Origin of the sequence: Hymenobacter nivis, assembly GCF_006439025.1 — a bacterium.
GTDB classification, from domain to species: Bacteria; Bacteroidota; Bacteroidia; order Cytophagales; family Hymenobacteraceae; genus Hymenobacter; species Hymenobacter nivis_A.
The window spans coordinates 379,012-404,146 of sequence record NZ_RCYZ01000004.1; the positions used below are offsets into that span (position 1 = coordinate 379,012).

29 protein-coding genes are annotated in these 25,135 nt (G+C 60.2%); 7 read left to right on the forward strand and 22 right to left on the reverse strand.

All coding sequences use genetic code 11. From position 1 onward, the window contains the following. Positions 1–68: 68 nt before the first annotated feature. Together EAH73_RS11915 and EAH73_RS11920 are read right to left on the reverse strand one after the other, a co-directional pair. Positions 69–1,601 carry a hypothetical protein gene (locus EAH73_RS11915; protein ID WP_140466771.1) on the reverse strand — a complete coding sequence of 511 codons (1,533 nt, stop codon included), beginning with the start codon at positions 1,599–1,601 and terminating at the stop codon, positions 69–71. A 10-nt stretch (positions 1,602–1,611) separates the two neighbouring features. Next, positions 1,612–3,810 carry a hypothetical protein gene (locus EAH73_RS11920; RefSeq protein WP_140466773.1) on the reverse strand — a complete coding sequence of 733 codons (2,199 nt, stop codon included), beginning with the start codon at positions 3,808–3,810 and terminating at the stop codon, positions 1,612–1,614. Positions 3,811–3,886: 76 nt separating this feature from the next. Between EAH73_RS11920 and EAH73_RS11925 the strand changes: the two genes are divergently transcribed. The 5 genes from EAH73_RS11925 to EAH73_RS11940 are packed head-to-tail and all read left to right on the forward strand — an operon-like array spanning position 3,887 to position 5,990. Further along, complete coding sequence (locus EAH73_RS11925) at positions 3,887–4,327, forward strand: hypothetical protein (RefSeq protein ID WP_140466775.1); 441 nt, start codon at positions 3,887–3,889, stop codon at positions 4,325–4,327. Then, positions 4,324–4,668, forward strand: a complete 345-nt coding sequence (locus EAH73_RS11930; protein ID WP_140466777.1) for a hypothetical protein — start codon at positions 4,324–4,326, stop codon at positions 4,666–4,668. The genes EAH73_RS11925 and EAH73_RS11930 overlap by 4 nt, the downstream gene beginning before the upstream one ends. A 25-nt stretch (positions 4,669–4,693) precedes the next feature. Further along, complete coding sequence (locus tag EAH73_RS23075; protein ID WP_161599522.1) at positions 4,694–4,852, forward strand: hypothetical protein; 159 nt, start codon at positions 4,694–4,696, stop codon at positions 4,850–4,852. Then, a complete protein-coding gene (locus EAH73_RS11935; RefSeq protein WP_140466779.1) occupies positions 4,852–5,517 on the forward strand; it encodes a GIY-YIG nuclease family protein in 666 nt (221 codons plus the stop codon). The genes EAH73_RS23075 and EAH73_RS11935 overlap by 1 nt, the downstream gene beginning before the upstream one ends. Next, a complete protein-coding gene (locus EAH73_RS11940) occupies positions 5,514–5,990 on the forward strand; it encodes a hypothetical protein (RefSeq protein ID WP_140466781.1) in 477 nt (158 codons plus the stop codon). Before EAH73_RS11935 ends, EAH73_RS11940 begins: the two co-directional genes overlap by 4 nt. A 102-nt stretch (positions 5,991–6,092) precedes the next feature. On the opposite strand, the gene EAH73_RS11945 is transcribed toward EAH73_RS11940, so the two are convergent. Further along, the gene (locus EAH73_RS11945) at positions 6,093–7,847 is read right to left on the reverse strand and encodes an NACHT domain-containing protein (RefSeq protein WP_140466783.1); all 1,755 of its coding nucleotides are present in this window, start codon (positions 7,845–7,847) and stop codon (positions 6,093–6,095) included. A gap of 248 nt (positions 7,848–8,095) precedes the next feature. Next, entirely contained in the window at positions 8,096–8,389 is a 294-nt protein-coding gene (locus EAH73_RS11950; protein ID WP_140466785.1) for a hypothetical protein, read from the reverse strand. Positions 8,390–8,445: 56 nt separating this feature from the next. On the opposite strand from EAH73_RS11950, the gene EAH73_RS11955 reads away from it, so the two are divergent. Then, a complete protein-coding gene (locus EAH73_RS11955; protein ID WP_140466787.1) occupies positions 8,446–8,712 on the forward strand; it encodes a hypothetical protein in 267 nt (88 codons plus the stop codon). 25 nt (positions 8,713–8,737) lie between these two features. Here the strand turns inward: EAH73_RS11955 and EAH73_RS11960 are convergent, their stop codons facing one another. The 13 genes from EAH73_RS11960 to EAH73_RS12020 all read right to left on the reverse strand — a co-directional run bounded on the left by EAH73_RS11960 (position 8,738) and on the right by EAH73_RS12020 (position 21,028). Continuing rightward, a complete protein-coding gene (locus EAH73_RS11960) occupies positions 8,738–9,310 on the reverse strand; it encodes a hypothetical protein (RefSeq protein ID WP_140466789.1) in 573 nt (190 codons plus the stop codon). Position 9,311: 1 nt separating this feature from the next. After that, positions 9,312–9,641, reverse strand: a complete 330-nt coding sequence (locus EAH73_RS11965) for a hypothetical protein (RefSeq protein WP_140466791.1) — start codon at positions 9,639–9,641, stop codon at positions 9,312–9,314. Further along, on the reverse strand, positions 9,638–10,081 hold the full coding sequence (locus EAH73_RS11970) for a hypothetical protein (protein WP_140466793.1): 444 nt from the start codon (positions 10,079–10,081) through the stop codon (positions 9,638–9,640). Before EAH73_RS11970 ends, EAH73_RS11965 begins: the two co-directional genes overlap by 4 nt. A gap of 2 nt (positions 10,082–10,083) precedes the next feature. Continuing rightward, the gene (locus tag EAH73_RS11975) at positions 10,084–11,340 is read right to left on the reverse strand and encodes a hypothetical protein (protein ID WP_140466795.1); all 1,257 of its coding nucleotides are present in this window, start codon (positions 11,338–11,340) and stop codon (positions 10,084–10,086) included. A gap of 68 nt (positions 11,341–11,408) precedes the next feature. After that, positions 11,409–12,500 (reverse strand): hypothetical protein, encoded by a 1,092-nt coding sequence (locus tag EAH73_RS11980; protein ID WP_140466797.1) that lies wholly within the window; start codon positions 12,498–12,500, stop codon positions 11,409–11,411. Between the two features lie 123 nt (positions 12,501–12,623). Next, on the reverse strand, positions 12,624–13,631 hold the full coding sequence (locus EAH73_RS11985) for a hypothetical protein (protein ID WP_140466799.1): 1,008 nt from the start codon (positions 13,629–13,631) through the stop codon (positions 12,624–12,626). A gap of 107 nt (positions 13,632–13,738) precedes the next feature. Then, positions 13,739–14,455 carry a hypothetical protein gene (locus EAH73_RS11990; protein WP_140466801.1) on the reverse strand — a complete coding sequence of 239 codons (717 nt, stop codon included), beginning with the start codon at positions 14,453–14,455 and terminating at the stop codon, positions 13,739–13,741. Next, positions 14,424–16,205 carry a hypothetical protein gene (locus EAH73_RS11995; RefSeq protein ID WP_140466803.1) on the reverse strand — a complete coding sequence of 594 codons (1,782 nt, stop codon included), beginning with the start codon at positions 16,203–16,205 and terminating at the stop codon, positions 14,424–14,426. The genes EAH73_RS11990 and EAH73_RS11995 overlap by 32 nt, the downstream gene beginning before the upstream one ends. Positions 16,206–16,237: 32 nt before the next feature. Further along, entirely contained in the window at positions 16,238–16,438 is a 201-nt protein-coding gene (locus tag EAH73_RS12000) for a hypothetical protein (RefSeq protein ID WP_140466805.1), read from the reverse strand. A gap of 47 nt (positions 16,439–16,485) precedes the next feature. After that, complete coding sequence (locus EAH73_RS12005) at positions 16,486–17,118, reverse strand: hypothetical protein (RefSeq protein WP_140466807.1); 633 nt, start codon at positions 17,116–17,118, stop codon at positions 16,486–16,488. Positions 17,119–17,315: 197 nt separating this feature from the next. Further along, a complete protein-coding gene (locus EAH73_RS12010) occupies positions 17,316–18,830 on the reverse strand; it encodes a P-loop NTPase fold protein (RefSeq protein WP_140466809.1) in 1,515 nt (504 codons plus the stop codon). Positions 18,831–18,912: 82 nt separating this feature from the next. Then, on the reverse strand, positions 18,913–20,475 hold the full coding sequence (locus EAH73_RS23465) for a terminase large subunit domain-containing protein (protein ID WP_140466811.1): 1,563 nt from the start codon (positions 20,473–20,475) through the stop codon (positions 18,913–18,915). After that, positions 20,465–21,028, reverse strand: coding sequence for a terminase small subunit (locus EAH73_RS12020; RefSeq protein WP_161599523.1), 564 nt, complete (start codon positions 21,026–21,028; stop codon positions 20,465–20,467). Before EAH73_RS12020 ends, EAH73_RS23465 begins: the two co-directional genes overlap by 11 nt. Before the next feature lie 138 nt (positions 21,029–21,166). Between EAH73_RS12020 and EAH73_RS12025 the strand changes: the two genes are divergently transcribed. Beyond that, positions 21,167–22,132 carry a hypothetical protein gene (locus tag EAH73_RS12025; RefSeq protein ID WP_140466815.1) on the forward strand — a complete coding sequence of 322 codons (966 nt, stop codon included), beginning with the start codon at positions 21,167–21,169 and terminating at the stop codon, positions 22,130–22,132. A gap of 164 nt (positions 22,133–22,296) precedes the next feature. Here the strand turns inward: EAH73_RS12025 and EAH73_RS12030 are convergent, their stop codons facing one another. Genes EAH73_RS12030 through EAH73_RS12050 form a run of 5 tightly spaced genes read right to left on the reverse strand, consistent with a single transcriptional unit; the run spans position 22,297 to position 25,085 of the window. After that, the gene (locus EAH73_RS12030; RefSeq protein WP_205012993.1) at positions 22,297–22,587 is read right to left on the reverse strand and encodes a hypothetical protein; all 291 of its coding nucleotides are present in this window, start codon (positions 22,585–22,587) and stop codon (positions 22,297–22,299) included. Beyond that, positions 22,587–22,841, reverse strand: coding sequence for a hypothetical protein (locus EAH73_RS12035; RefSeq protein WP_140466817.1), 255 nt, complete (start codon positions 22,839–22,841; stop codon positions 22,587–22,589). The genes EAH73_RS12030 and EAH73_RS12035 overlap by 1 nt, the downstream gene beginning before the upstream one ends. Beyond that, the gene (locus EAH73_RS12040) at positions 22,841–23,209 is read right to left on the reverse strand and encodes a hypothetical protein (RefSeq protein WP_140466819.1); all 369 of its coding nucleotides are present in this window, start codon (positions 23,207–23,209) and stop codon (positions 22,841–22,843) included. Before EAH73_RS12040 ends, EAH73_RS12035 begins: the two co-directional genes overlap by 1 nt. A 12-nt stretch (positions 23,210–23,221) precedes the next feature. Then, on the reverse strand, positions 23,222–24,202 hold the full coding sequence (locus EAH73_RS12045) for a hypothetical protein (RefSeq protein WP_140466821.1): 981 nt from the start codon (positions 24,200–24,202) through the stop codon (positions 23,222–23,224). After that, positions 24,102–25,085 carry a Lin1244/Lin1753 domain-containing protein gene (locus EAH73_RS12050; RefSeq protein WP_140466822.1) on the reverse strand — a complete coding sequence of 328 codons (984 nt, stop codon included), beginning with the start codon at positions 25,083–25,085 and terminating at the stop codon, positions 24,102–24,104. Before EAH73_RS12050 ends, EAH73_RS12045 begins: the two co-directional genes overlap by 101 nt. Between the last annotated feature and the right edge of the window lie 50 nt (positions 25,086–25,135).

Below are 25,135 nucleotides of genomic sequence, written 5' to 3' on the forward strand. Positions count from 1 at the left end.
GGTCGCCGTCCCTTAGCAACCTTGTGAATAAGTCGTAAAATAAGCACAATAAAACCAGCGCCGCTAACTCAACTGCGGTGCAGCTGCAGGTAATCGCCGCGGCGCAGTTGGAGCGCGTTGTCGGGCACGGTCTCGTCGGCGCCGGCGTCGTCGCCGTTGCCCAGGCCGAGGGCCTCCTGCTGCTCGAGCACCACGCGGCCGGTGGTGAGCGGGTAAGGGCCCTGCTCGGCGGGCTCGTAGGCCTGGTCGGTGGCGTAGGGCTGCCCGTTCACGCGCAATTCGTCGAGGCGGCACACGAGGTAAAGCTTCTCGTGCAGCCAGGGGGGCAGCACGAACGTTTCCAAGGCAAAGAGCCGCTGGCCTGTGCTTTCCAGCACCGTCAGGGCCCCGGCGCTGCCGCGGTAGCTCTCCTCAGTGCCGCCGTTGGTTTGCCGGAAGAACGTGCCCGGCACGCGCAGGCGGGGGGCAAAGCCGGTGCTGAACACGGTTTTGAAGCAGTTGTCGCCGTTGCGAAAGTCCAGTACCACGGTGGCCGGGTGCTGGGCTTTTACCTGGATGGGCTCGCAAACGGCCACCCGGTTGGGGGCCCCGGCGCGGGTGGCGCTCAGCTGCACCTGGTAGTAGCCGCTGAGGGCGGCCACCGCCAGCGTGGCCTCCCACACGTTGTAGCCCGGGCCCTGCAGGGTCCAGCTGGCCGTCACGTTGCCGGCCACGGCGGCCCAGGGCCGGTTAAGCACCAGGTAGTCGTCGAGCGCCACCACCGTGCCCGGCACGGCGGCCGTAACGCGGTAAGTGCCGGCGGCGGCCCCGGCCAGCACCACCCGGCCCGTGGCCAGCAGGCCCGGGGGCAGGGCCCCGCCGGCGGCCGCGGCCAGGCGCGTGTTCCCGCTGGCCAGGTCCTGGCTGAGCACCACGGCCACCGGTGCGGCAATGCCCTCCAGGGTGAGCACCTGCTGGAGGGCCACGGGGGCCCCGACCGGGCCCCCGCCGTGCACAAGTAGGCTGGCGGCCACGGCCGAGTAGTTGGTGAGCACCTGCACGCGCACCTGGTCGGCCTGCGCCACGGGCTGGTAAAACAGGGGCCGTACCTGCTGGCCTGGGCGGGCCTGCTCGCAAAACAGTTGCGCGTCGGGGCCCGGGAACTCGGCCCCGGGCAAGTCGCGCACGGCGAAGCGCAGCGCCTGCAGGGGCGGCACGTCGAAGAAGGCCGGGGCGGGGGCGGGCGGCGTGTACACGCAGCTGCCGTCGTCGGCCGTGGCCGTGCCCTGGTAGTTGGTGGCGGCGCGGTCGGTGCAGCCGTAGATGGCCGGGGGCGGGTTGACGACCAGCGGCACCGTGTCGAAGCTGGGGAAAGCGGCCGGGCTCGCGTCGTAGATGGTGCCCACGTAGGTGCCCGGGGGCACGCCGGCCTGCTCGTAGGCGTAGAGCTGGTAATCGGCCTGGGCGTACATGCCCACGATGCCGTTCGTCACACCCGGGATGTCGATGGTCAGGGGCCCCACCGAGTCGCCGGGCTTGGCTACGATGCGCAGCGTGCCGGTGCGCACGGTGGCCGTGGGCTGGGTGATGTTGAACGAGAGGAAGGACGGAGCGGTGGCCATGGGGAAGGAATTAGCGGGGGCCCGCGCAGGGCAGGAGCGTGAAATCGCCGGTTTGCTGCTTGGCGTCGTGCGTGAACTCAATGACCCAGCCCTCGCTCACCTTGGCGTAATCGTCGAGGTAGCGCACCCGGCCGATGGGGCGGGCCAGCAGGGCCCCAAGCTGCGTGCGGCTCACGGGGGCCGTGAAGGCCACGCGCTCCGGCCGCCACCAGGGCGGGGGCAAGTCGGCCACCGGCACGTCGGCGTTTTCCACCACCGGGGCCGCCTCGCCCACCAGCTGACTCACCACGGCGCTGTTGCCGCCGCCGCCGGTGAAGCGCACGGCCGCCCCGGCCCGGGGCAGCAGGCCGGCCCCGAACAGGGGCGCGTGGCGGCGCAGCAGCCGGCCGGGGCTCAGGGGCAGGTTGTAGACGGTGGCGGGGCTGATGACGCCCTCCAGGCGCGTGGCGAGCTGGTTGCGCTCGGTTTCGTAGCCGGTGCTCGTGCGCAGCAGGCACACGAAGAAGCGTTGGTCGTCGCGGCTGGAGTCGGTCGTGGCCGAATCGAGGTAGCGCTGGCGGCGAGTGGCCTCCAGCAGCACGCCCGAGGCGCTGATCTTACTTTTCTGGCTGTAGGTGGCCTCGGCCTGCGTGAGCGGCGTGGTCCACTGGCGCGGGGCGTTGAACTCGTCGAGGCCGTTGGTTTGCTCGGCCTGCCAGGCGTCGTAGCCCAGCTCCACGACCTGGTAGTGAGCCGCCGCGTCCACGCTGGTTTTCACCTTCAGGGGCCCCGCGCTGGTGAGGTCGAGCACGACGTCAGCGGGGTAGAAGTAGGCGGCGTCCTCCACGCGCACCACCTCGCGGGGCCCTTCGCGGTCCACCATGCAGCCCAGGCCCCAGGTGGCCGCCGCTGAGCCGTAAAGTTCGTCCCAGGTCGTGGTGAGGGATTTGCGCGTATCGACCGCGGCTTGCACGATGACGCGGGGGTCGGGCAGCGGGTAGCCGCGCAGCTGGAAGCCGCCGGTGAGGAAAGTGAGGGCCCCCGGGCCGTCGGCCGGGTAGGCGGGCAGGCTGTCGGTGCGGCCCAGAAAATCGGAGCGGAAGCTGTCGGGCTCCTCGGTCAGGGCCTGCGTGAGCCGGGCGAAGGCCTCGTGCAGCAGCAGGCCGGGGGCGGTGGTGGCGGGCGTCGTGGTCACGGCCGTGATGCGCAGGTAGGAGCCCGGCTTCATGGTGGCGCTCAGCGTGGCCCGGTACCGGAAGCCCACGGCCCCGCCGCCCACCTCGTGCACGTAGTAGTCGGCGTAGAGGTACACCCGGTCGTCTTTCTTGAGCGTCAGCGTCATCGTGCGCGGCGGCACTTCGATGACGCCCGCGTAGGAGCCGTTCACGCGGGCGCTGATGTCGGGCTGCAGGCGGATGGCCGTGTCGGGGTCGCCGTTGATGCGGAAGTGCACCCGGCCGTCCACTTTCTCGAACAGGGGCCCCGCGGTGTTCTCGGCCTTGATGTCGGCGTAAAGGGCCAGCTCGATCACGTACTCCCCGTCGCCGGGGGCGACCAGGATGGCCACGGCACCTGCGGCGTCGCCTACTACCCAGCCCCCGGCCACGGCCCCCAGGCCCAGCTCGTTGGTTTCGGCCGTGTCGAAGCCGAAGTAAAGCAGCTGCTCGCGGCTGGGGTCGTCCTCGTCGCCGCTCATCAGGGCCGTGGTGGTCACCGGCGCTTTCTGCGAGGCGGCGTAGCCCTGGCGCACGGCCCGCGAGTGCATCAGCACCGAGAGGGGCGTGGGCGCGGGGCCCTGGGCGCCGCCCACGGTGGTGCCGCTGAGCAAATCCACCTGCACGCTGCTGCGGGCCAGGAACTGCTGGAGCCAGCCGCCCTGCTCCAGGTTCACGGTGGCCTTGGTGGCCGTGAACTCGGCCGCGGCGAAGTGCACCCGGCCCTGGTAGTAGGGCCGCCAGGCGAACAGGTTGGGGTCGTACTGCTCGATGAGCACTTGCACGTCGGCCTCGATGCCGGCGGCGGCGTAGGTCCGGGCCATGTACCTGCGGCCGTCTTTCACAAAGCCGAGCTGGCCGCTGTGCTCGGTGGCCACGCCGTGGGTGGTGAGGCTGCGGGTGAGCGTCAGGCCCAGGCCGTCCCAGCCCGTGGGCTCGTAGCGCAGCAGCCGGCGCCCGAGCAGCGCGGAATCGGACCAGAAACGCAGCAAGAGGGAGTTCTGAGGAGGCAGCATGGGCAGGCACTGTAAGCGGGCTTATAGAGTGTAAAATAAGCACAATTATCAGGGCTTTCGTTACCTTAGCCGCCCTATGCGCCTGGTCACCCTCTCTCCCCACGATTCCGTGCTGCTGCACGAGTCCATTTTCCAGCTGCCGGCCGGCCAGCACAATGACTTCCAGCATTACCTGGTGCGCGACGCCGGCATCGGCGCGGACCCCGGGGCCGTGGACCGCCACTTCGCGCACCTCGGGGCCCTGCTGGCCGCCGCGCAGCAGGACCCGGCCAGCCTGCCCGCCGCCGCCGACGAGCTGGCCCTGCTGCACTACGCCTTCAACGACATGCTCGACCGCTTCAACCCGCGCCAGCTCGCTTTTGGCTGCCTAGTGGTGGAAGTGAACGGCGAGCCCTGGGCCGACCGCAGCGAGGAGGGCCTGCGCCGGCTGCTCACGTGGCTCAGCGGCGCGGGCCTCACCGAGGAGCGGGTGGCCGACATCGTGGCCACCGTAAAAAAAAACTGCCAGCGGAGTTGAGGGTCCACTTCCCGGCCCGCTACGGCGGGGCCGAGCGCGAAACCCAGCACTACTACCAGCAGCAACAGGCGCGCACCGTAGCCCTGGCCGACTACATCCTCACCGGGGCCCCCAAATACCTCGATGCCGTGGCCGAGCTCGACGCCTGGCTGCTAGACCAGGCCACCCCCGAAATCTTCGACGACGGGGCCCCGGAAAATGTGCTCACCCTCAACCGCCGGCGCTTCGGCCACCTCTGCGCCACGCTGGCCGACCAGGGCTTCCCCCGGCCCCACGAGCTCACCGTCTTCGACTTCAACGCGGCCATCGACTACCTGGCCGAGAAGAACAAAACCGCTTGATTTTCCACCCTTTTTCCTTACTGCCATGCTGAAAAACTTCCTGATTTTCCTCGCCTGGGTCGGTGCCTGCACCCTCGTTTACTATAACGTCAAATGGGCCTGGGCCATGCCCGTGTTCGCCCTGGGTACGTTGCTGATTTTCCTGGCCATTGCAATTGTCCGCTCTGGTAAGAAGGCCTCGTAATGCTAAGCCTACTCCCTAAAGAGCACATTAATAGCGCTGGAATCTACCGGATATCTAACACGGTAAATTCTAGAACTTATGTGGGTAGTGCAAAGAAGCTAGGGGCGCGATTTAGAAGCCATAAGTCCCTTCTGCTGAAAGGAAAGCACAACTCCGTCATAATGCAGCGATTTTATGACAAGCATGGGGCTGGCTTTCTAATATTCGACTTGGTTGAGCTTTGCGACGAGGATCAGTTGCTTGAAAGAGAGCAGCATTATATTGATTCCGAGCAGCCTAGCTTCAACATAAGAAAGCAAGCCGACCGAAATTCAGGCATCAAGCGCCGGCCTGAGACCATTGCCAAGATGAGGGCAATGGGAAAAGAGCGCGCTAAAACGGATGCCGGTAAAGCGCACATAGCGCTGATGAGGGCAACGCCCAGCAGTGGCAATACAGGCCACAAGCATACCGATGAAACGCGGGCCAAGATATCTGCCAATCAGAACAGAAAAGCGCTGAGCGGTAGCAACCACTACCTCTCAAGCATAAGCCCGGCTCAAGCTGTCGAAATACGTGCATTCGTGCCTGAAAAGTTGGGGGATATGCAACGCCTAGCCGGGCGCTACGGGGTCTCAAAAAGCACCATCGAGCGGATACGCTCAGGACAACGATACAAATTATGATAGCGCTCACATATTCCATTTTTGCCGTCCTATGCGGATGGCTGGAGGCGATTCTGTATTCGCGCAGGGCCAGTGAGGCCTTCGACTCCAACGAGCACGGCGGCATGAGCTACCAGCGCGTGGCCGTGCTGCTCGTGGGCGCGGCCGCCGTGGGCCGCTACGCCTGGGGCGGGCCCTGGCTGCTGCTGGCTGAGGTGATTCCCACGGCGCTGCTCTTCCCGATGGTGCACGACGAGGCCTACAACTTCACCCGGCTCTGGATTGACTGGAAAGGGGCCCCCGGCACCACGCCCACCAAGCTGCTCAGCGACGGGGAGGCCTTCGCCGCGGCCCGCAAGGAATACCGCTACGGCTACCAGTCGCCCACCACCACGGCGCGCAACGACTTCAACGGCCAGGAGCGCACGTGGCTGGCCATCGCCGGCGCCGTGCTGCTGCTGGCCCTGTATTTACTTCCAATCTTACACCGATAAAGATCGACGAATACTTATAAATAATAAAGGTCCCACTGCAGTGTGCAATAGGACCTTTATTATTTATAAGTATTCGTCGATCTTTATCGGTATATTATAAGCTTAGATTGAAAGTAAATCGTCAATGTCATGCCTCTGTTGAGTGACGTATTCTTCCCATTTTTGGATCTTATCAGATATTTCTTTTCGTAGTATCTTTATCAAATCAGAAAAATTATGTTTATCTATTAAGTCAAATACTAAGGGATTTTTAAAATCAATTTTCTCTCCAAGCTCCTTTTCAAGAGTAAATAATTGAGACTCGAGTTTTGATGTTCTTAAAAAGGCGAAAATATCTATTGGATATTGTGTGTGACAAAATTCAAGAACTGAATTCAATAGACTTGAATTTGGATGTATGGCGTATATATATGTCGTTCCTCTTCTGTCGGAATAGATATAGGGTTTGGCAAACGAGATATATGCCTTGGTTAAGTCTCTGCCTTCTTTATCGCTGAGCGCGCTGTGTATTAACTTTAGCTTTGGTACTAAAAAACTTCTAATGAAAACAATTTCATCTAATTCATAACATAAACTCCAAAATGTGAAACTGTAGTCTTCACTAAATCTTTCGAGTGTAATTGCTAAATTATTATATGCTTTCCCACGTTTGTCAGAATCTAACTTAGAAATAAAAAGAGCGGCGAAGTATTCTTGCATTGATCTATGTGGGAAGGAATATTCGAACCCATCCCTAATAATAATTGATATCGATGTGTGTAGATCATATATCAAATGATCTAATATAACATTGTACTTATAATGCTGGTCTACTCTTTCTAATATGCTAAATAGATATTCATAAGTAAAGGTGTATTTGCCTTCAAGTAAAGTGAAGTATGATAATAGGCACAGGATCTTTTCAAAATCGTTGGATTTTAGTTTTGTTAGTTTTTCTCGTGGAAAACTGTTTTTAGTTATGCTGTCGTGTTTTGAATAAAGAGTGTCGAACACGTTTTTATAAAAAGCACTCTTACTGCCAGGTATTTCAGGATGGCTTTTGAAAGCCAAAATAAACATAGAAAGAAGCAGAGGATTTCTTAAAAATTCTAAATAGTCAGGATTGTCAGGAGACTTGATTATATCAATTATTCTGCCTCTGCTTTCTTCATCTTCAACAATATTATTAACAAATCCAACAATGTCATTTGCATTGAGTGAAACAACATCGAAATTTCGAAACCTATTAAAGCCTTCAATTCCACTTCCTGGCCTGGTAGTTAATATGAATTTATTTGCGGAATATGTGTCTACAAATGCTTCTAACTGTCTATTGATTTCTTGTTTTTTGTCAGAAAATATCTCATCATATCCATCTAACAAAAACAAAAATTTACCGCTTAGTAAGGTTCTTTTAAATATTCTACTATTAGGCTTTAGTCGAGAATCAAGAACTTTTTCAGCAATAAGTTTCTCAAAATTACCCTGATAACCATTCAGGTTTCTTAATTCTATAAGAATTGGAATACGTGTTTTTTGACTAATAGAATTTAGAAATATATATTTAATCAATGTAGTTTTGCCGCTACCCGCTGAACCTATAATAGTGATGTATTTGTATTCATCTAATACGCTGTTAAGATCAGAAAAGTCTGTTATTAGTTTGCCATATTGCGCTTTTATTGGATAATAAATGTCTCTAAATTTAACCTTTTCACTTCTATGAATAAACGTATTTGTATAATAATACTTATCAGTTTGTGAGTAAATATATTCTGACAATCCCTTTTCAATAAATTCACTCCATTCATCGTTAAGCGCACCAAATGCGCTGATTATCGGAGTGATAAGATTTGACATTTCAAGTTTAGCATCCATGAGTTTTGGCTAAATTTTTTATATTTAGTATGATGTTATCCCAGTATTATTTCTTGTATTTGGCTGATAAAAGCGCAAACAATTTAGAAATATGGACTAAAGCTACTGACAACTTGTCGATTTTTGGCTTTCATCAAGGATGAGTAGTCGGTCGAAGAACGCAATTAATAACTAATAATAGAAATAAACCCACAAAAACGGTCTTGCTACTACTGGCAAGACCGTTTTTGTAAGGCAATAACATTGCTTTACATAAGTTGCCCAACTACCACCCGGCACACCGCGGCCGCCGGCAGCCCCAGCGGCAGGGCCCCCGCAATCCACCACGTCGGCAAGGCATTCACGCGGCACCACAGCCCCAGAGCCCCAGCCAGCAGCAGCACGCCCAGCCAGTAGCCGGCGCAGAAGTCACAGCGCTTCATCAGCCAAGCGGGGCGGTGCACCTCCCAGGCCTGGAGCACCTTCCACTTGGCCAGGCACACCAGCAGCGAGGCGGCGGTGAGGCCGGCGAGTAGGATGAGGGCGAGCAGGTTCAGTAGCATGTCGGGTAAAATACGTTGATAGTGTAACTTGGCAGCTCACCTTAAAAAGTATTGAAATGGCCTTCTTTGCCTTACCGAAAACTTCGCCGGAATCTCTTGACACATTTATTGTCAATACTGAGAGAATTCAATACATCAGTGTTTATGATGGAACAGATAAAGAACAGTCGATTAAGATTTTCTTAGCAAATGATAATCAGCCGATTGTATACAATTTTGTAAACCAAGAGCAGGAGTACGAAAAACTTTTAGCTGAATTACTTTTGGCGTTAAATGCTAAGCCTCTCCCTGATAAAGACGGTTTTAAAGCGGAGGTTTGGTAGAACAAATAGGTATTCTAAGTTAGGTTCAGCACAACACGTTCCCCACGTTCAGCTCCATCTGCACCCGAAACCCGGCCCAGGGCTGGCGCAGCTGGTGGGCCGGCAGCAGTTCGGGCGAGAAGCCGCGGAACACCTCCTCGGCCTGCGTGACGACGCGCACGATGCGGGCCCGGCCGTCCTCGTTGAGCACGCGCACCACATCCACCACCAACTCGGCCTCGTAGCGCCACGTTTTGGTGGGGTCTATGGCCTCCAGGTTGCCCCACACGATCAGGTCCACCGGCTGCTGTAGGCTCAGCGTGCCGGGCAGCGGCTCGCGGTTGGGGTTGGCCTGGGGCCCCGTGGGGTAGAAGAACGACTGAGCGGCCACGTTGTCGTTGGGTAGCACGTCGCGGTACTCACGCTTGCCGGCGTACACCTCCGGGAAGTACTGCACCTTGCCGCCGGGGGCCTTCCGGGAGCCGCGGTAGGCCTTGCCGTAGCTCACTTGGAGCCAGGAAAGCTCGGCGGCCAGCAGTAGCTGTAGGCGCTGGATTTCGGCATCGAGGCCGACCGGGGCGGGCAGCGTGGGGGCTTCGGGTTGGGCGTAGGATACCATGTTACTGAACAGTGGGGTGGTACATGGGCAGGGCCCGTTTGTAGCGCAGGCGCCAGCGGCGGTAGGCGGTGAGCACCTCCTGGTAATCGGCGATGAGGTGGATGAAGCCGTCGTTCCAGCAGAGACTGCACTTGGGGCCCGGCACTTCGTCGAACGTGCTGGGCTCCATCATCGTGAGCACTGACTTCACGTCTTCCCATGCCCAGGTGCCCGTCATCTGGCGCACGTACTTCTGGGAGGTAGTGTCGTCGGTTTCTTCCCAGAAGTTGACGGCTGTGAACAGCGTGCCAGCGTCCAATTCTTTGAACGTGGATAGTGGGTTCTCTTTCATAGTCCCAGGATTTCGCGGGTTTTGTATTCCAATTCAGGCCGCACGTAGGTCTCACGGAAGTCATCGAGGCTCTCGTCGCTGAGGCCCACCACGGCGTCGCCGTACTTCTGCTGCAACTCCGCGGTTTTCTCATCGGTACCGACCATTTCCAGCTCAGGGCCCCGCACCCGGGCCACCAGGCCGCGGTAGAATTCGCCCGAGTCTTTCAAAGTTACGCGGTCGCTGGGCTGCCCTTTTTCCTGCTTCAGCTCCACCGTGAAGGGCGTGTATTCGGGCGTGATGTCGCGCCCGTCCGCGTCGAGGCCTTCCTCCAGCTGGTGGATGTTATCGAGCTCCAGCACGCCGGTGTTGTCGCTCACCACCTGCACGGTGGCGGCGCTCAGCAGCCGGGGCAGGGCCTTCAGGGCGGCGGCGATGGCATCGAGGCGGGCGAGGCTCATGATTAAATGGCCCCCACTCGGTTGCCCTTGGGTTTGGTGCACGGCAGGCACGTCGTCGACACGCCCGACAAATCCACGTCGAGGGCCCCGAGCGCCGCATCCAGCTGGCTGAGCAGGCCGGGCTGGGCGTCGGGGCGGTTGTTGAGGGCCACCAGGGCCAGCGCCTGCACGTCCTGCTTCACGCCGTTGTTGCGGGTCGAATAGGCCATCTGGTTCAGTAGGTCCACGGCCAGCTGGAGCTGCAACGCTTCGAGGAACAGCCCGCGGTACCGGCAGAAGTAGTCGCTCAGGTCGCACACGGCCGAGAGCTGCAGGTTCAGCCCGAAGTTGGAGCCCGTCACGTAGGTAGGCTTCCCGTCGCCGGGCAGCACGTCGGTACCGGCCTCGGCGGTGGCCGTGAAGGCGCGCACCTGCACGTGGGGCGCGTAGGCATCGAAGAGCAGGTAATCGCTGCCGCAGCAGCCCCCGGTGCCGGGGCGGCTGCTGAAGTCGTGCTGCAGGTCCACGGCCTGGCCCACCAGGTCGTCCTCGAAGTAGCCCAGGCGGTACTCGCCGCCGGTGGGCCCCGCCGGCAGGGTGATGGCCAACGGCGTCCACTCGAAGTACACGCGGCTCGTGCGCGGTACCTCGTAGGTGGCCAGGGGCTCGGTGGGCTGGCTGGAATGGTAGAGGTAGAGCCGGAAACTGGGGTTCAGGTCCGAGAACTGGGTGCCCAGGCCGGTGATGCTGAGCGCCACGTCGCGGGTGCCGGCGCTGCGCAGGGCCAGGCCCACGAAGCGGCCCTGCTTGATAACCTTGCGCCGGTACTCGCCGCTCTGGCCCGTGAGCTTGACGTCGGCCATGATGGTGCGCCCCGCGCCCGCCAGCTTCTTGCGGCTGGTGAAGGCGGCCAGCACCTTGGCCACGGCCGCCGTGCGGGTGCGGTCGAGGTAGGCGCTGAACAGGGCCCCGGCCGAGTTCGGCTCGGGGGCCCCAGCCACTGTTGGGGCGCGCCCGCCGCGCAGCTGCAGCACCGGGTAGCTGCCCAGGTACGGGGCCCCCACGGCGAGGGCGCTCAGGTCCGGGGCCGACTGGTAGATGTGGCGCAGCGTGAGCAGCGGGTGCAGCTCCTGCACGGCCACCGGGCCGGCGCCGGCGGCGGGGTCTTCCGGCTGGAGCAGGCCCGCGGCCAGCTGCGGCTCGTCGGGCGAGCCTTCGGGGGCTTGGCGGAACCAGAGCAGCGGGGCCAGGCAGGCCACGAGGGGGGCGAGGGTGTACATGGACGAGGGGATGAAAAGCAAAAGGGGCCGGCCAGATGGCCGGCCCCTCGGTTGCGGAACTATGCAGCCTACGCGGCGAGCAGCTCGAACTTCTGGATGGGCTGGTAGCGCGTGATCGGGTCGCTGTTGTAAGCGCCGAAAATGCAGTAGTCAGCGCTCCACTCGAAGCTCTCGATGCGGGTGCGGGTGAGGCCTTCGAGGCGCTGGGCGGCCAGCGCGGCCGACTGGTCGGAACAGGCCGACTGGTAGTAGAGGCCATAATCGCCCAGCTCGGGCAGGGGCACTTTCGTCCACTCGCTTACCGGGTTCTCCTTCGAGCCGATGTAGTTGTCGGCCATCAAGCAGTCCGGATCTAGGCGGTTGGTGATGGCCACCGAGCCCGGCAGGATGGCGTAGTCGGTGGCGGCCACGCCGGGGCCCGAGTTGAGCACGCGGGGCGACTGGAAGAAGTTACCGGTACCGGGCACCTCCCAGGCGCTGTTCACGGCGTTCTGGGCGCCCTGGCTCAGGCGCTGGCGCACGTCGGCCATACCGCGCGGGTTGGTCAGGATGTCGGGCGAGCCCGTGAAGTCCTGCTGCACCAGAATGGACTGCAGGAAGTTGAAGAGCCCGTTCCAGTTCTGCTGGCCGTTGGCATCGGTTTGCAGTGGTACCTGCATGGCGCTGGCCACCTGGGAGTAGTAGGCCAGCATCTCGGCCGGGAAGAACTTGTTCTTGTTCACGTTGGCAAAGTCGATGCACTTGGTGTCGAGCAGCGCCTGCGTTTTGATGATGCGGTCCTTGAGCTGGCGCATGAACACCGTCTCGTAGCCCACGTCGTTGTTGACGTACTGCGCCGGCACCATCGGAAAGCCGAAGGCAACGGTGAAGAACGTGAAGGGCACGAGCTTGGTGGTGACGCCGCCCACCTGCACGGCGCAGGTGCGCACGTTGCTGATGGTGGGGTTGTCGTAGTTGATGACCGAGGCCTTCACCACCTGCCCAAACGAGGCGTCGAGCTTGGCCTTCAGGTCGGGGGTGAGGATGGTGTTGTCACCCGCCGTCTGCTTGTTAAACAGGTCGAGGGCGCCGGTCATGCTCGGGCGGCTTTCGTTGCGGCTCAGGCTCTCGATGCCGTTGGAGCGAATGTCCAGCATCAAGGTTTCCAGGAGATTATTCATGGCGAACTAAGGGAGAAATGATAAAGTGGGTGGTTGGCAGTAGTGGAGTAATCGTCCCTTAATCACTCGGGTAAGCGTAACATGGCGGGGCGGCTCCGTCTCGTGGGGCCGCCCCGCCGGGCATTAGCGAGCTGGCAGGCCCTTGCTGTGGGTGGCGTAAGCCTCGCTGAAGGCCGCAGTGCCTTGCTTGAGGCCCAGCTCCAGCAGCCAGAGGCGCACGGCGTCGCGGGTTTTCTTGTCGGCCGGCCGGGCCGTGGGCGCCTTCACGTTGCCGCTGGCGTCCACTTCGGGGGCCTTATCGTCGCGGCCCGCGCCACCGCCGGCGCCCTGGTGGCCAGCATCGAGCACGTCCTTGAGCATGTCACGCAGGATATAGGCAGCATCAGCGGGCACGTTCTTGTCCGTGAGCATGGTCTTGCCCTCCTGCACGTACACGATTTGCTCGGTGTTGTCGGCGTTCTTCTGCACCTTGGCCCGGCCCACAATGGCCGCGGTGGCGCTGTCCACGAGCACCTTGCGCACCGACTCCTTCACGTTGGGGTCGTACTTCAAGTCGCGTAGGCCCTCGCGCACGTCGAGCAGCACGTCCTTTTGGAACAGCTTGGTGCCGGCATCCTCCAGCTTCTGCGCCGTTTCGGCTTCCTTGGTTTGCAGGGCTTCGAGCTGGGCCTTCATCGTGGCGTCGCCGCTGCCGTTGGCAATGGTGCGCTTAAGGTCGGCAATCTCGGTTTGCAGCGCCGTGGGGGCTGATTTGAGGCCGCCAATCACGCGCTTGGCGTAATCGTAGGTCTTTTCAGTACCCTCCTTGGCGATGCCGCTGGCCGAGAAGATGTCGTTGTCGAGCCCGGTGTAGAGCTCGCTGGTTTTCTCGCCGATTTTCGTGCCGATGGCGGCGTCGAACTCGGTGGTGGTGTAGGGCGTGTAGCCCAGTTTTTTGATCGAAGCCAGCACGTGCTCCTTCAACGCCGGGTTGGCAGTGAGGGCGTCATCGAGTTCGGCGGCTTCAAAAGTTTTGTCGGAAATGGCCATCTGAGTCCCGTTCAGTGGGGTATTAGAAGTGGAAGGATGAGAAAAAGCAGGGGGAGGGGTAGCCAGCAGCAGGGCAAGGCCAGCGAGTAGGAACGTCTTCATCGGGTGGTGGCTAAAAGGAAAAGTGAGCAGGCTTGGGGTATCGAGCTGGCTCCGGCCGACTCGTCAGCCGACCGGAGCACTCGGGAGGCGGCGGAGCCGCAGGGGGGTTACTTGGGGTTAGCTTCGAAGTGGGCGATGGCCTGCTTCAGCTCCTCGATGGTTTTCTCGGCCGGGGCCTCCTCGCCGGCCAGCTCCTTGTAGCGGGCCTGGTAGTCGGCTTTGGTGCGCAGCACGCGGGCCGGGTTGTCAGCCGTACCCGTTAGCCCGGTGGTGCTGGCCTCGGCCTTCAGCTTGGCTTCGAGTGGGGCGATGAGGGCCACCAACTCCTCGAACGACACGTTGGTCGGCGCGTCCTGCTTGGTCAGCTCCTTGTAGCGCATCTGCGCGTCCTGGAGCGAGGTGAGGGGCTTGTTGGCCTCGGCCGGGCTGCCGGTGGGGGCGTCGCCGGTTTGGTCGGCTTTCTGGCGGGCCTTGCTGCGCGGGTCGTGCAGGATGTTCACCTCGCCGTCTTCGCCCTGGTATTCGGCAAAGGAGTCGTTCTTCTCCATGCGCTCGAACTCGGCGGGGCTGAGCTGCACCACCTTGGCGGCGCGGTCGAAATCACGCGTGCCGACCTTGCGGGTGAAGGTGGCCAGCTCCACGTGCAGCAGGTGCTGCTCGGTAGCGGGCAGCTGGTAGTCGGCCTTCTGGCCTTCGGCTGTGTTGCCGGCCACGTGTTCAATGTCGCCGCGGCCGTCGTCACTTAGGGTGGCGTCGAGTTGCTGCTGCTTAAGGGTGTCGAGGTCGGCAGACTTAACCGGCCGGTGAGGTTGGGGGCTGGACATACGAGAGAAGCGTAGTTAAAATGAGTTGAAGCTTGATGTGGTAAGGCTGCAGGGCAGCGAACAGGCGCACATCCGCCTGCTCAGATTCAAACCGGGCCACGTAGCGCGGGAAATCGGCTTTGAGCGCCAGCCGCTCCGTGGGGTACACTTGCAGCAGGTAAGAGGCGCCCTGCGTGAGCGAGGCGGCGATCATGGTGGTGATCTGCTCCACCGAGTACTGGGCCCAGGGCTCCAGGTCGGAGAGGATGCGCACCCGGTCGAGCTTGGGCGGGTTGTTGCGGTACTGGGTGAAAAACTGCTTTTCCTGCAAGTCGCTCAGCACGAACACCGGGGCCCCAGACTTGCGGGCCGATTCGAGCTGGCCGCTGAGCTGCTCGGGCGTCTGCAGGTAAAACTCCTCGCCGCGGCTCACGCTCACGCCGCGGAAGGCCGGGGCCCCGTAGCGCAGCAGGCCCTTGGTTTTGAGCACCCACTCCTCGGCGCTTTCGAAGTTCTTCTTCACGCGTACCAGCACGTCCTGGCGGCTCTCGAAGCCGGCCTGCACGTCCAGCTCGTTGCGGGGCTGGGCCGTGGTGGCTTCGCCATCAGCGCCGAGGCAGGAGAGCAGGATGTCGGCCCGGGCGGCCTGCTGGGTGGCCGCGGCGTTCTTGAGCGCCTCCACCGGCACGTTCACGAAGCCCAGCGGCTCGCGCGTGTCGCCGGTTTCCTTGGTGGGGCTGGGCACCGTGACGTGGGTGCCGGGGCCCAGGTACTTGTTCAGGGCGCAGGCCGGGCAGGGCTGCGCTTTGTAGGCAGGATGGCCGTCGTTGTAGCCGGTGAGCACCTGCACGATGCCGCCCTGGCAGGCCTCGCCGTCGGCGGGCGTGTAGTCGCACTGCTCCTCGATGCTCCAGAGCGGTGGGAACATGCCGTACATTTTGAAGTACTCGATGCAGGCGTGCCAGAGCACGTAGGCGTCGAGGTCGCCGAGCTGCGCGCTGAGCGGGCTGCGGCGGTCGAGGGTGGTTTCGTCGAGTAGCGCCTCACTCCAGAGCAGGCGCGCCGGGCAGTAGCCCAGCGCGTGCGGATTGTCGAGCACCGGCTCCACGGGCCACTCGGTGGCGGCCTCAGGCTTCTCGAAAATGCGGTAGGCCGCGTCGTCGTAAACGGCGCGGCGCTCCACCACTTTGCCCAGCGCGTCGAGGCGGCTGGGCAGCTTGAAGAGCAGGTACTCGCAGCTGGCGTCGGGCTTGAGCACCAGGTCCACCACGCGCTCGATGGGCAGCAGGAACACGTAGGGCTCGGGCCGCGGCGTGCGCTGCTCGGCGGCCATGTCCACCACCAGCACCGAGTGCGGGGCCCGGCGCGCGGCGCGGAAGGCCTTCTGCGACCAGAAGGTTTCTTCCTGCTGCGCGCCGCGGAACGTCTCGAAATCCGTCTCCAGCTCGGCGCTGGCCATGTCGAGCGTCACGGCCCCGTCCTGCGCTTCGAACAGGCGCGAGAGGCCGTCGAACACCTGGCCCACGATTTTGGCCGTGGGCAGGGGCGAGGGAATGAAGGCGCAGAGCTTGTCGAACTTCTCCTTCGGCAGTACCGCTTTGGGCAGCTCCAGCAGCTGGGCCATGCCGGGCGCGTTGAGCCGACCCGCCGCGGCAACGCGGGGGTCGGCGTGCAGCCGGATCCGGTCCTCGTGCTCGCGGGCCGCCTGGAGCGCGGCAGCGCTGGCGGGGCTTTTGAGCAGGGTTTGGATTTGCGTGGGTTGCAGCAGCATGTGAGCGGTAAGCAGGAGCCGGAGAAGCAGCACTATTCGGTAGCGGTGGGAACGTCGGCGGCGTCGGCCGGCTGCCAGTCCGAGAGGCCGCGGTCGGCCTGCAGCTGGAGTAGCGCCTTGGCGTGGGCGGGAGCGAACGGCCGGGCTTTCTCGCCCAGCTTCTCGCATTTGAGGTACACCACGTCGGGCGTGGCTTCAGCGGCAGCAGCCGCAGCGGTTTTCGTACTAGCCATCAGGGGACGTCTAAAAGGGTGACGAATGGGAAGATTTAGACGGGCCCCTAGACGCCAGCCAGGGCCTGGCGCGCATTGAAGCTGGGCTGCACCACCTGGATGTTCTTGTCCCAGTCACCGGCCAGCGAGAAGCCGAAGCCGTTCTTGTTGAGGGCCCTGAGTCCGCCCAAATCGAGGCTGCCCACGTAGAAGTTGGTGATGGGAATGCCGCCGATGTTGCCCGTGGTGGGGTCCTTGCTGTAGACGATGCGGCCGTCGGTGAGCAGGAAGTAGGCCGTCAGGCCCGGGTCGAGGCCGGGGGCGCTCTCGTCCTGGAGCAGGCTGAGCTGGGTGCGCACGTCCGAGGGCAGGCCGTAGAAGTTGCCCTTGGGCTGCACGGCGTTGAGACCGGCGAAGTAGCCCAGGCCGCCGATGGTGGCGTTGGTGTTCTGGCCCTCGAACTGGGGCTCCGAGCCGGGCACGGTGAAGTCGGCGAACTCAGGGGTTTTCACCACCTTGGTGTTGCCCGCAGCCGTGAGCAACGGGGTCCAAGCGGCCAGGGTCTTGATTTCCGCCTCGGTGGCGAAGCTGGGGGTGGCCTGGGTGCGCTGCAGCGCTAGGGCCGCAATCTGGTCGAAGTGGACCGCGCAGAGCACTTTGGCAATGGCGGCAAGGGAGGCGGAGCGAGTGCAAGAAGCCATCGTAGCAGGGATAGGGGGTGGAGAGAGGGGAATGAGCCCGGCCGCCGTCCCTTAGCTGCCGTAATTAGAGCGTAAAGTAAGCACAATTATAATGGATTTGCGCAAGCCATTAGCAGTGCTTCAATAGCCAGGCCCGTAAAAAAACCCGCTGGGACAACCAGCGGGTCTGTGGAAAGAGATAAGAAAATTAGAGTAGATTATTGGATTCTTTTATCAGCAAGAAGCTTTTGCACCATGATAGGCAATAGTTCGAAAAATGGAATATCTTGGCTATTTTCCAACGCAGTAGTACGATATAACTCACGCTGACCTGTATCTAGACCCAGGCGATACCCAATGGTTCTTCCGTCGGGATGAGTATAAAAAAACTCTTTAGACCTGCCAAACTCTTCGCTAATATCAAACTTATGATTATGGTAATCAACAATCATTAAGCTGGCAACTAATCGTTTAGTGAAGCTTGAGTCGGTTATGTTATCGTATTCGATGCTTCTGGGTTGTCCAGCTGCGTGCTTAACTGCGCGTAATAACTGTTCGCCGCCACCTAAGATTGAACTAAGTAATTGAATGGATGCTATTGTGGGAACAGTATAAATGGGTATTTCTTTTGGATACTGCTGTTTTGTTTTAATGTTGATAGTGTCTGTCGGGAAAGTCCATGCTTTGTGTGGACTATAAATACGACGGGGCTTTAATGCACCAGAAACTATTAGCTCAAATAAAACCCAGTAAACTATCCATTTCTCTGTGTGATTAGCTCCTTGTAAAATATTAGTTGATAAATATATTTCCGCAGTCTCGTTTCTATTTTCTATTTTAATTTGATTTAATAAATAATTAACACATTTTTTAATTGCTTGCTCATTATTAAAATAGAAAATTTCCTGACTGAAGAATTTGTCTATATAGCCAGAAAAATCTGTTTCGGCTCCGTATCGGCTATGAAATATATTTCTGATATTTTGAATGTCACAGACGAAAATTACTTTGTCAAAACCAAATTTGTTTCGATCTGATTTATTATAGTCGAAATGTGCACTGAAAACGTTGAATAGCCGGAAAATATGCTCAGGATCAAGTCTGTCTAAATCGTCAATTATTAACACTTTTTTGAGTGTCTGTTTCCCATCATCATCGCTGGTTAGCTGGTCTAAAACGGATTCAATCAATCTTGTTACGTCATCAGCCTCCTTATAATAACTTTCCATCATTGTCTTAAGGAAAGCAGTTGCCTCAGGGTTCTCTGGTATCTCAGTGCCATTAGCAGTAAACTCAGCAACTTGAGAATAGATTACTGCTAGAGCACTAATTACTGAAATAGCTTCGCTATTGTCTTTATTTAGGGCACCAAAAAACGAAGTGATACTCGTGAAAAAGCTATCAATCTTGCCTGATAACTTAAGGCCATAGTAAATATCTGGGCGGATTCTAATTTTTCCTGGTTGTTCAACACCGTGGCTCGCAAGTAACTCAAAAAGAATGTCAAACTTTATTAGTTTGAAAATATCTTCATTGCTCGCAACAGAGTAATTAACAGGTGTTAATTTAATTCTCAAATACTTTTCCGTATTTGAGCGAAAAAACTCATCTAAAAAATAGGTTTTACCAGCGCCGAATGCTGCCGAAAAAATGATGCGTTCGTTATCCGGTTCTTTAAGGTGCTTTTTAAACACTTTACTTTGCTCCTCAATAGAAATCTTCATTTCTTTCATGGCTTGGCAGTATAAGGTAAATGACCAAGTAATATTACGGCGTAATTCCCAGCTGTTTGGCTGCACTTTTAATCGTTAAGGGTCAATTCACCCTTTTTAAGAACCAGGGCTTGGCGGGCCGGGGCCGCACGTCGAACCAGGCGCGCTGCGAGGCGCAGTCGCCGAAGTCGGGCGAGCGGCCACCGAGCAGGATTTTCTGCTCCTCCTTCGTGTTGATGTGTTTCTTGCCCTCCGCGTCGGCTTTGGCCCGCTTGATGGCCTTGAGGTCGGCGCGGATCAGGTCGCGGATATCCACCTCCTTGCCGCCGAGCATGAGCTTGGTGCCGCGCTTGCCGTCGATGGTCCAGTTGTCGGTAGTGACGGTGAACGTGGTCAGGGCCGAGTTGACCAGTTGGGCGTAGCGGTAGAAGCACTGCGTCTTCAGGTTTTTGTAAGCCTCCCGGATGCCCGTCTCGGGCTCGGCCAGGGCCTGCGCGCCGCCGCTGAAGCCAGCGTAGCCGCCGAGTTTCACCACGCCCCCGCCCAGCCCGTCCTGGTCCACGAGCGTGTCGCTGGCCGCCACGCGCCAGGCCTTGCGCAGGAGTTCGATGCCGGCGTGCACCAGCTGGTTGTCTGACTTGCGCAGCACGGCCCCGGCCACGCACTCGTAGCCCACCCACACCATGATGACGCACATGTCGCGCCCGAAGCCGGCCGGGTCGCACGTGATGCAGCGCAGGGGTTCGCGTTCCACCGCCAGGTGGTTGCTGAACAGGTCGTAGAGCCGCTGGTGCTCGAACAAGGCCAGCCCGTCCACCTTCACCTTCCAGTTGCCCTCCAGCAGCTGGGCCCGGGTTTCGGGGTCCTGGGCCATCAGGTTGCCCAGGTACTCGGGGTTTACGTCGAGTAGCTTCTTGTTCTCGTAGATGCTGCCTGGAATGAAGGTGAAGCTTTTGGGACGCACACCGGCCAGGGCCCCCGCAAACAGGTGGGGGGCCTTGGCAATCACCTCCTCGGGCGTATCGCCCCAGACCATCGTTTCCCCATCACGCGTGAACCAGCGCAGCACACCGGCGCGCGCCGGGATGGGGAAGCCGTCCTCGCCGATGTACCAGCCGATGAGCTCGGCCACCCAGGAGTCGGGGTCGGGGTTGCAACTGGCCCGCACGTAAGGCCGCACGCCGCACGTGGAGCGGTTGCGGCTGAGCATGTACCAGAACTGGTACTTGGTGAAATGGGTGAGCTCGTCGAAGATGAGCAGGGGGACCTGCGAGCCCTGCCAGTCGAGCACGTTGCGCTCGTACTGGAGGTGGCGAAACGAGACGGCGGCACCCGAAGGAAACTTCCAGTCCATCTGGTTCTCGCGGGGCACGGCGCCCACGAGCGGGTACAGGGCCTTGGCCGTGTCCCAGAGGCCGCCCTCGCTCACGATCTGCGGGTAGGTGCGCCGGAAGATGACGGCCCCGAAGTCCGGGTTGTACTGGTGGCGGCTGCCCTCCATGAGCAGCGTGTAGGTCTTGCCCCCGCCGGCCCCGCCGCCAATGATGGCGATATCGGCCGACGTGCTCAAGGCGGCCAGCTGAAACCCGGGCTGCGGGTAGACGCCCGGGGCGCGGTCGGCGGCCACCTTGTTGCGCGGCTTTGCGATGCGCGCGCTACCGGCCATTGTCGGGCATGTAGATGTTGGGCGGGGGCCCACTGGGCAGGTCCTTGCCGTTGGTGGTGTGGTCGTACTTCTGGGGCGCGTAGCGGCCGTGCAGCTTGAGAATCTTGTCGACGGCGTCCTTGGCGTCGTGCAGCTCGATCTCGGTGGTGATGTCCTCGAACTCGCCGTTGTCGGTGCGCGTGATGTGGCGCTTCTGCTTCACCTTCTTGAGCAGGTGCAGGTACTCCTTCGCCTCGACGTGCGCCAGGTTGATGGTGGCCACGCCGTCCTCGTTCACCTTCAGAAAGCGCCCCACGGTGCCGCGGCCCCAGTCGGCGAGCTTGGCGATGGCCTCGGCCGCTGACATCGAGAAGCCCTCCATGCGCTTGGCTACGGCCCCCTGAATGTGCTCCTCAGCCAGCATGTTGGCGGCCTGCTGGCGGGCCGATTTCGGGGAAAAACCGGCCCGCTCAGCGGCTTTCGTGCCGTTCCAATCCACGCAGTATTCCTCGACGAAGCGCAGCTGCTTCGGCGTCAGACGTTTGGGCTTGGGCTTTTTGCCGGGGGTGAACATGCGCGGGAGTGAAATGTACAGAAGTGTACACCGATATAATGCGTAAAATAAGCACAATTGTTTACTGCTTAAATAAATTAACATTTCTGTAATCACATTCTTAACTATAATTACAGCTCACTTACTTCCTCTTCACACATGTCAAAATCATTCTATTACAGCTGCCTGCTGTTAGGTGGGCTAACCATGGCTGGAGCTGGCTTACAAGCCTGTTCGAAGGCAGCGCCAGAACCCGCGCAAGGCAAAAAACCCGCTTCGGCAGTCGCCACTAATCTGGTTGCTGACGAGTGCTGGAATGTAATCAAAACGACTTATGATCCCCAGGGGCATATCGTTTCGGAACAAAACCTCGGCCGGGTTTGCGTAGACGGCAATGACGGCGGCGGCGGCGGCGGCATCGATACACCTCCCAGTGACCCTGGTGGGGAGCCCGGCGACACTCAGGCAGACGTGGTTTGTAATGCCAATGGTTATATGTCGATACCGCTGCACAGGACTTTGGCCAACCAACTGCGCAGCAGAGTAAGTCAATCACAAACCTCCGGTTACGCGTATTCTTATGACGTGTCTGGCGGCAATCCCACTCCGGCGGCGTCTGAACTATCTCCCGGACCTAATCAGCCTGAAGTGGCCATTAGCTATCCCTATTATCCCAATACCACCCAACCTGCTCCGTTAGATGGCATAATGAGCACCCATACGGCGGGTATGCTTTCCATTTACACCGTGACGGATTTGTACAATTATTATACGGCCAGATTTACCTTGCCGGGGGCCAAGGTACCAAGCTACTTTAATTTCGAAATCTATACAGCAGCCGGGCCAGTGTATTCCCTTGTAGCATCCGACGCTTACTTCTTTTCCGTGTTTGGTGACCGCTACTTAACGACCCCTGCCAAGCGGGCCGACTTACAAAACTTATATGTCAGCTATGGCATCAACGTCAACAACAGCGTAGCGGTGAATCAGCAGGCATTCTTACGCTTGATGAAGGATTTACGGGGCGGCGTGAGTCTGTCGATAGAGCAAACTCAATTCCCTGGGCATTGGCTCCGGGTTGAACTCAATAACAACAACTCACTAACATATATTAGCTGTAGCTAATAGGAGGGCTGAGGCACTTAGCTTCAATGAGATTGCTAGGAGGCCTTGACCAGCGTGTATAGACAATCAATAAGGGAAAAGCACGTCGTTCGGCTTGTTCAAGCATTGCCACTAGCCCAAAAGCTGTCTGGCCAAGATGCGTAAACAAGCCGAACGATATTTTTTTATGGCTGGGTGATGATGGCCAGGGCCTGGTCGACGGTTTCCACGATGTGGTAAGGGGAGCCGCGCCAGGTGCGGCGGAACTCTTCCTCGCCAGGCGTGAGCTGGCGGGCGCTGGGCGGTTGGGCGGGGTCCTTTACTTCGATGATGAACGTGCGGCCGCGGTAGCCCACGAGCAGGTCGAAGCAGTTCTTGAGCTGGTGCACGTGCAGCACGCTGGCCCCGATTTGGCGCAGGGCGCTGACTATCCGGGGCTGGTTGCCATCGACACGAGAGGCGGTGCGCAGGGCCATCAGGCACGAGTCGGGCAAGTAGCACAATCACCCAGGCAGGCGGGCGCAGGTTTTGACCTAAGCGCGGCGCCCACGAGCAGCTGGCGGTACCGCTCGGCATCGGCCAGGGCTAGCGCCACGGCGGCCTCGGCGGTGGCCCGGGGCACGAGCGGGGTGTCGGGCGCGTCGGTGGCCAGCGGGGCCCCGCCCTCCAGCAGGCGGGCAGCTTCTTGCTGCGCCAGTGCAGCGGCGAGGTATTCGGGAGGCGTGCGCATCAGAATTCAGGGTCAGACTCGCGGGGACGTATTTGGTGCATCAGCTGCGGTTTGACGGCTTCAGCTTCGCGGCCGGCGTGGGACGGTACCGGAAGGGCGGGCGGGTTGGCCAGCTCGGGGGCCCGGGTGGCGAAGTCGGCCAGCAAAGCGGCCAGCTCGTCGGCTGTGGTGGCCCAGCGCTTGGTTTTAAGCCACACGTAGGGCTCGGGGCCTCCTTGCAGGTACATGTTCTCAAAGCCCACGGTGAGCCGCTGGTCGGTGGACTGGTTGCTGTCTAGCTCGTCGGGCTCTTGGTAGTAGGTGGCCACGAGGCGCGTCAGTTTGAAGACGGGTTCGGGGGCGGCAGTGGGTTCAGGGGTAGTTTCCATGGAAATGCTGGCTTAGGCCCGGCGGTCGGGCGCGGTTTCGGGGAAAGTGAGCACGTTGAAAAGGCCCCGCATCCGGGAGCGGACCCGGGCCCCGTAGGTGTGACCGATGCCGCGCAGCACTAGCTGGCCCTGCGCGTCGTGCACGTCGTCGAAGGGCAGGTTGGTGGTGGCGTGCGTGGCCCAGCGGGGCATGTCCCCGGCCACCACGGCGTCGTCGCGGTAGCCCAGCACGTGCTCGACCACGCTGAGCTGGCGGCCGAAGTGCCGGGCCGTCCAGTCCTCGGTACCGATGTCGTCGAGGGCCAGGCCGATGTCGGGCCGGTAGTTGTAGGCCGCGTCGTTGCCCTTCATCCGGGGGATGAGCTTGGTGTAGATGGCCAGCGCATCTTCGCCGCCGGCGGGCTGGCCCGGCAGCCCCTGCTCGGTGTACTCGCCCACGAGCTCCCGGCAGGGCTTCACCAGGAAGGGCAGGCGCGGGTTGTGGCTGAAGATGGTGAGCAGCGTGGTTTTGCCGCAGCCCACGCCGCCGCGCAGCAGCAGGCCCTTGTCCAGGCGCCCGCCGCCCTCCGACTCGAAGCGGGGGTCCTCGGCGAAGTAGAGGCAGAGCAGGCGCACGATGCGGCGGTTGGCCTCGTCGATGACGAAGTCGCGGCCCAGGCGGCGGCGCGCCTCGGCCTGGAACCAGGCGCCGATTTGCTCGAAGGTGAAGGCCTGGGGCTGCTCCTGCTGGGTGATTTTCCAGCGGTACCACTGCTCGTGGGCCGCCGTGTACTTGTCCTTGCGGGCCTGGGCCAGCACCAGGCCCTGCTCGGCGTCGGTGAGCGAGAGCTCGCGGATGTCGGTGGGCTGGAAAGTCTCCGGGGCGGGAAGCGTGAACCGGGCCCCGCCGGTGCTAAGCCGCATCACCGGCGAAGGAGACGACGGCCGGGAGGTGGTGCCGTTGACTTGCATCTGCGCCGACAGGGCTGCGACGCGTTGGAGTGCCTTTTTCATGGGTCGTTTTGCGGTAAGTCGTGAGTTTGTCGGGCCAGTTGGCTTCCTGCCAGCCCGGGAGCTGCCCGTCGCCGGGCGCGGCAATCCAGTTTTTCCAGCTGTGGGCCCGCTCCTGCGATTCGGTTTTGAAGGCGCGGTAGGCCACGAACTGCTCAGCGAGCTGGGGCCCCGCGCCGGCGGCGTAGCGGCCCTGCACGAACTCCAGCACCCGGCGCTGGGCGTCGGCCTGCAGGTGGGTGAGGGCCCAGAAGCCGTACATGCCGGCGGCCAGCTCCCGGGCCTCTTCCAGCCAGGCCGGGGGGGGCGGTGCAACGGGGGGGCTTTCGCTCGGCGCGTCGGCCCAGGGCTCAACTTCGGAAACCGGCACCCCTATTTTTTTTTGAAAGACGCCCACCCCGGGGGTAGGGGGTGTTTTACTTTCAGAATTACCGTTAGGTAATTCTTTACTTTCCTTTACTTTACTCTGTGGGTTTTCTGTCACAGTTACCGGGGTTTCTGTGACAGAAACCCCGGACTTAGGTGGTTTTGCTGCGTTTCTGGCGCGGTTACGCTTCTCAAACACCTCGGCCAGCCAGTCGTTGAGGTCGGGGCAGATAAGGAAACCAGCGGTGTTTCGGGCGAAAAACCCCACCTTTTCGCCAATCTGTAGCAGGCTGTGGATTTCTGTGACAGAAACTCCGAAGTCGCCGGCGAGTAGCTCCAGCTCCAGTTCCTCGGTGTCGAGCTGGGTGTGGTTGGCATCGGTGAGGGCTTCGAGTAGCATCACGAGCACGCCGTAACCGGTGGCTCCGCACTGGGTGCGGATGGCCTTGATGCGCCGGTCGTTGCGCAGGTTGGCGGTGTGGGAGAAATACTCGGCGTTGTGGCGGGCGGGACGGGCCATGGTCAGGGGCAACTGGGAAAGGATTCGGATTCGCCCACGTGGGGCCCTAA

Coding starts and splice junctions, on each gene's coding strand:
- EAH73_RS11915 (WP_140466771.1), bottom strand. CDS start 1,601: ATGGCCACCGCTCCGTCCTTCCTCTCGTTCAACATCACCCAGCCCACG.
- EAH73_RS11920 (WP_140466773.1), bottom strand. CDS start 3,810: ATGCTGCCTCCTCAGAACTCCCTCTTGCTGCGTTTCTGGTCCGATTCC.
- EAH73_RS11925 (WP_140466775.1), top strand. CDS start 3,887: ATGCGCCTGGTCACCCTCTCTCCCCACGATTCCGTGCTGCTGCACGAG.
- EAH73_RS23075 (WP_161599522.1), top strand. CDS start 4,694: ATGCTGAAAAACTTCCTGATTTTCCTCGCCTGGGTCGGTGCCTGCACC.
- EAH73_RS11935 (WP_140466779.1), top strand. CDS start 4,852: ATGCTAAGCCTACTCCCTAAAGAGCACATTAATAGCGCTGGAATCTAC.
- EAH73_RS11940 (WP_140466781.1), top strand. CDS start 5,514: ATGATAGCGCTCACATATTCCATTTTTGCCGTCCTATGCGGATGGCTG.
- EAH73_RS11945 (WP_140466783.1), bottom strand. CDS start 7,847: ATGGATGCTAAACTTGAAATGTCAAATCTTATCACTCCGATAATCAGC.
- EAH73_RS11950 (WP_140466785.1), bottom strand. CDS start 8,389: ATGCTACTGAACCTGCTCGCCCTCATCCTACTCGCCGGCCTCACCGCC.
- EAH73_RS11955 (WP_140466787.1), top strand. CDS start 8,446: ATGGCCTTCTTTGCCTTACCGAAAACTTCGCCGGAATCTCTTGACACA.
- EAH73_RS11960 (WP_140466789.1), bottom strand. CDS start 9,310: ATGGTATCCTACGCCCAACCCGAAGCCCCCACGCTGCCCGCCCCGGTC.
- EAH73_RS11965 (WP_140466791.1), bottom strand. CDS start 9,641: ATGAAAGAGAACCCACTATCCACGTTCAAAGAATTGGACGCTGGCACG.
- EAH73_RS11970 (WP_140466793.1), bottom strand. CDS start 10,081: ATGAGCCTCGCCCGCCTCGATGCCATCGCCGCCGCCCTGAAGGCCCTG.
- EAH73_RS11975 (WP_140466795.1), bottom strand. CDS start 11,340: ATGTACACCCTCGCCCCCCTCGTGGCCTGCCTGGCCCCGCTGCTCTGG.
- EAH73_RS11980 (WP_140466797.1), bottom strand. CDS start 12,500: ATGAATAATCTCCTGGAAACCTTGATGCTGGACATTCGCTCCAACGGC.
- EAH73_RS11985 (WP_140466799.1), bottom strand. CDS start 13,631: ATGAAGACGTTCCTACTCGCTGGCCTTGCCCTGCTGCTGGCTACCCCT.
- EAH73_RS11990 (WP_140466801.1), bottom strand. CDS start 14,455: ATGTCCAGCCCCCAACCTCACCGGCCGGTTAAGTCTGCCGACCTCGAC.
- EAH73_RS11995 (WP_140466803.1), bottom strand. CDS start 16,205: ATGCTGCTGCAACCCACGCAAATCCAAACCCTGCTCAAAAGCCCCGCC.
- EAH73_RS12000 (WP_140466805.1), bottom strand. CDS start 16,438: ATGGCTAGTACGAAAACCGCTGCGGCTGCTGCCGCTGAAGCCACGCCC.
- EAH73_RS12005 (WP_140466807.1), bottom strand. CDS start 17,118: ATGGCTTCTTGCACTCGCTCCGCCTCCCTTGCCGCCATTGCCAAAGTG.
- EAH73_RS12010 (WP_140466809.1), bottom strand. CDS start 18,830: ATGAAAGAAATGAAGATTTCTATTGAGGAGCAAAGTAAAGTGTTTAAA.
- EAH73_RS23465 (WP_140466811.1), bottom strand. CDS start 20,475: ATGGCCGGTAGCGCGCGCATCGCAAAGCCGCGCAACAAGGTGGCCGCC.
- EAH73_RS12020 (WP_161599523.1), bottom strand. CDS start 21,028: ATGTTCACCCCCGGCAAAAAGCCCAAGCCCAAACGTCTGACGCCGAAG.
- EAH73_RS12025 (WP_140466815.1), top strand. CDS start 21,167: ATGTCAAAATCATTCTATTACAGCTGCCTGCTGTTAGGTGGGCTAACC.
- EAH73_RS12030 (WP_205012993.1), bottom strand. CDS start 22,587: ATGGCCCTGCGCACCGCCTCTCGTGTCGATGGCAACCAGCCCCGGATA.
- EAH73_RS12035 (WP_140466817.1), bottom strand. CDS start 22,841: ATGCGCACGCCTCCCGAATACCTCGCCGCTGCACTGGCGCAGCAAGAA.
- EAH73_RS12040 (WP_140466819.1), bottom strand. CDS start 23,209: ATGGAAACTACCCCTGAACCCACTGCCGCCCCCGAACCCGTCTTCAAA.
- EAH73_RS12045 (WP_140466821.1), bottom strand. CDS start 24,202: ATGAAAAAGGCACTCCAACGCGTCGCAGCCCTGTCGGCGCAGATGCAA.
- EAH73_RS12050 (WP_140466822.1), bottom strand. CDS start 25,085: ATGGCCCGTCCCGCCCGCCACAACGCCGAGTATTTCTCCCACACCGCC.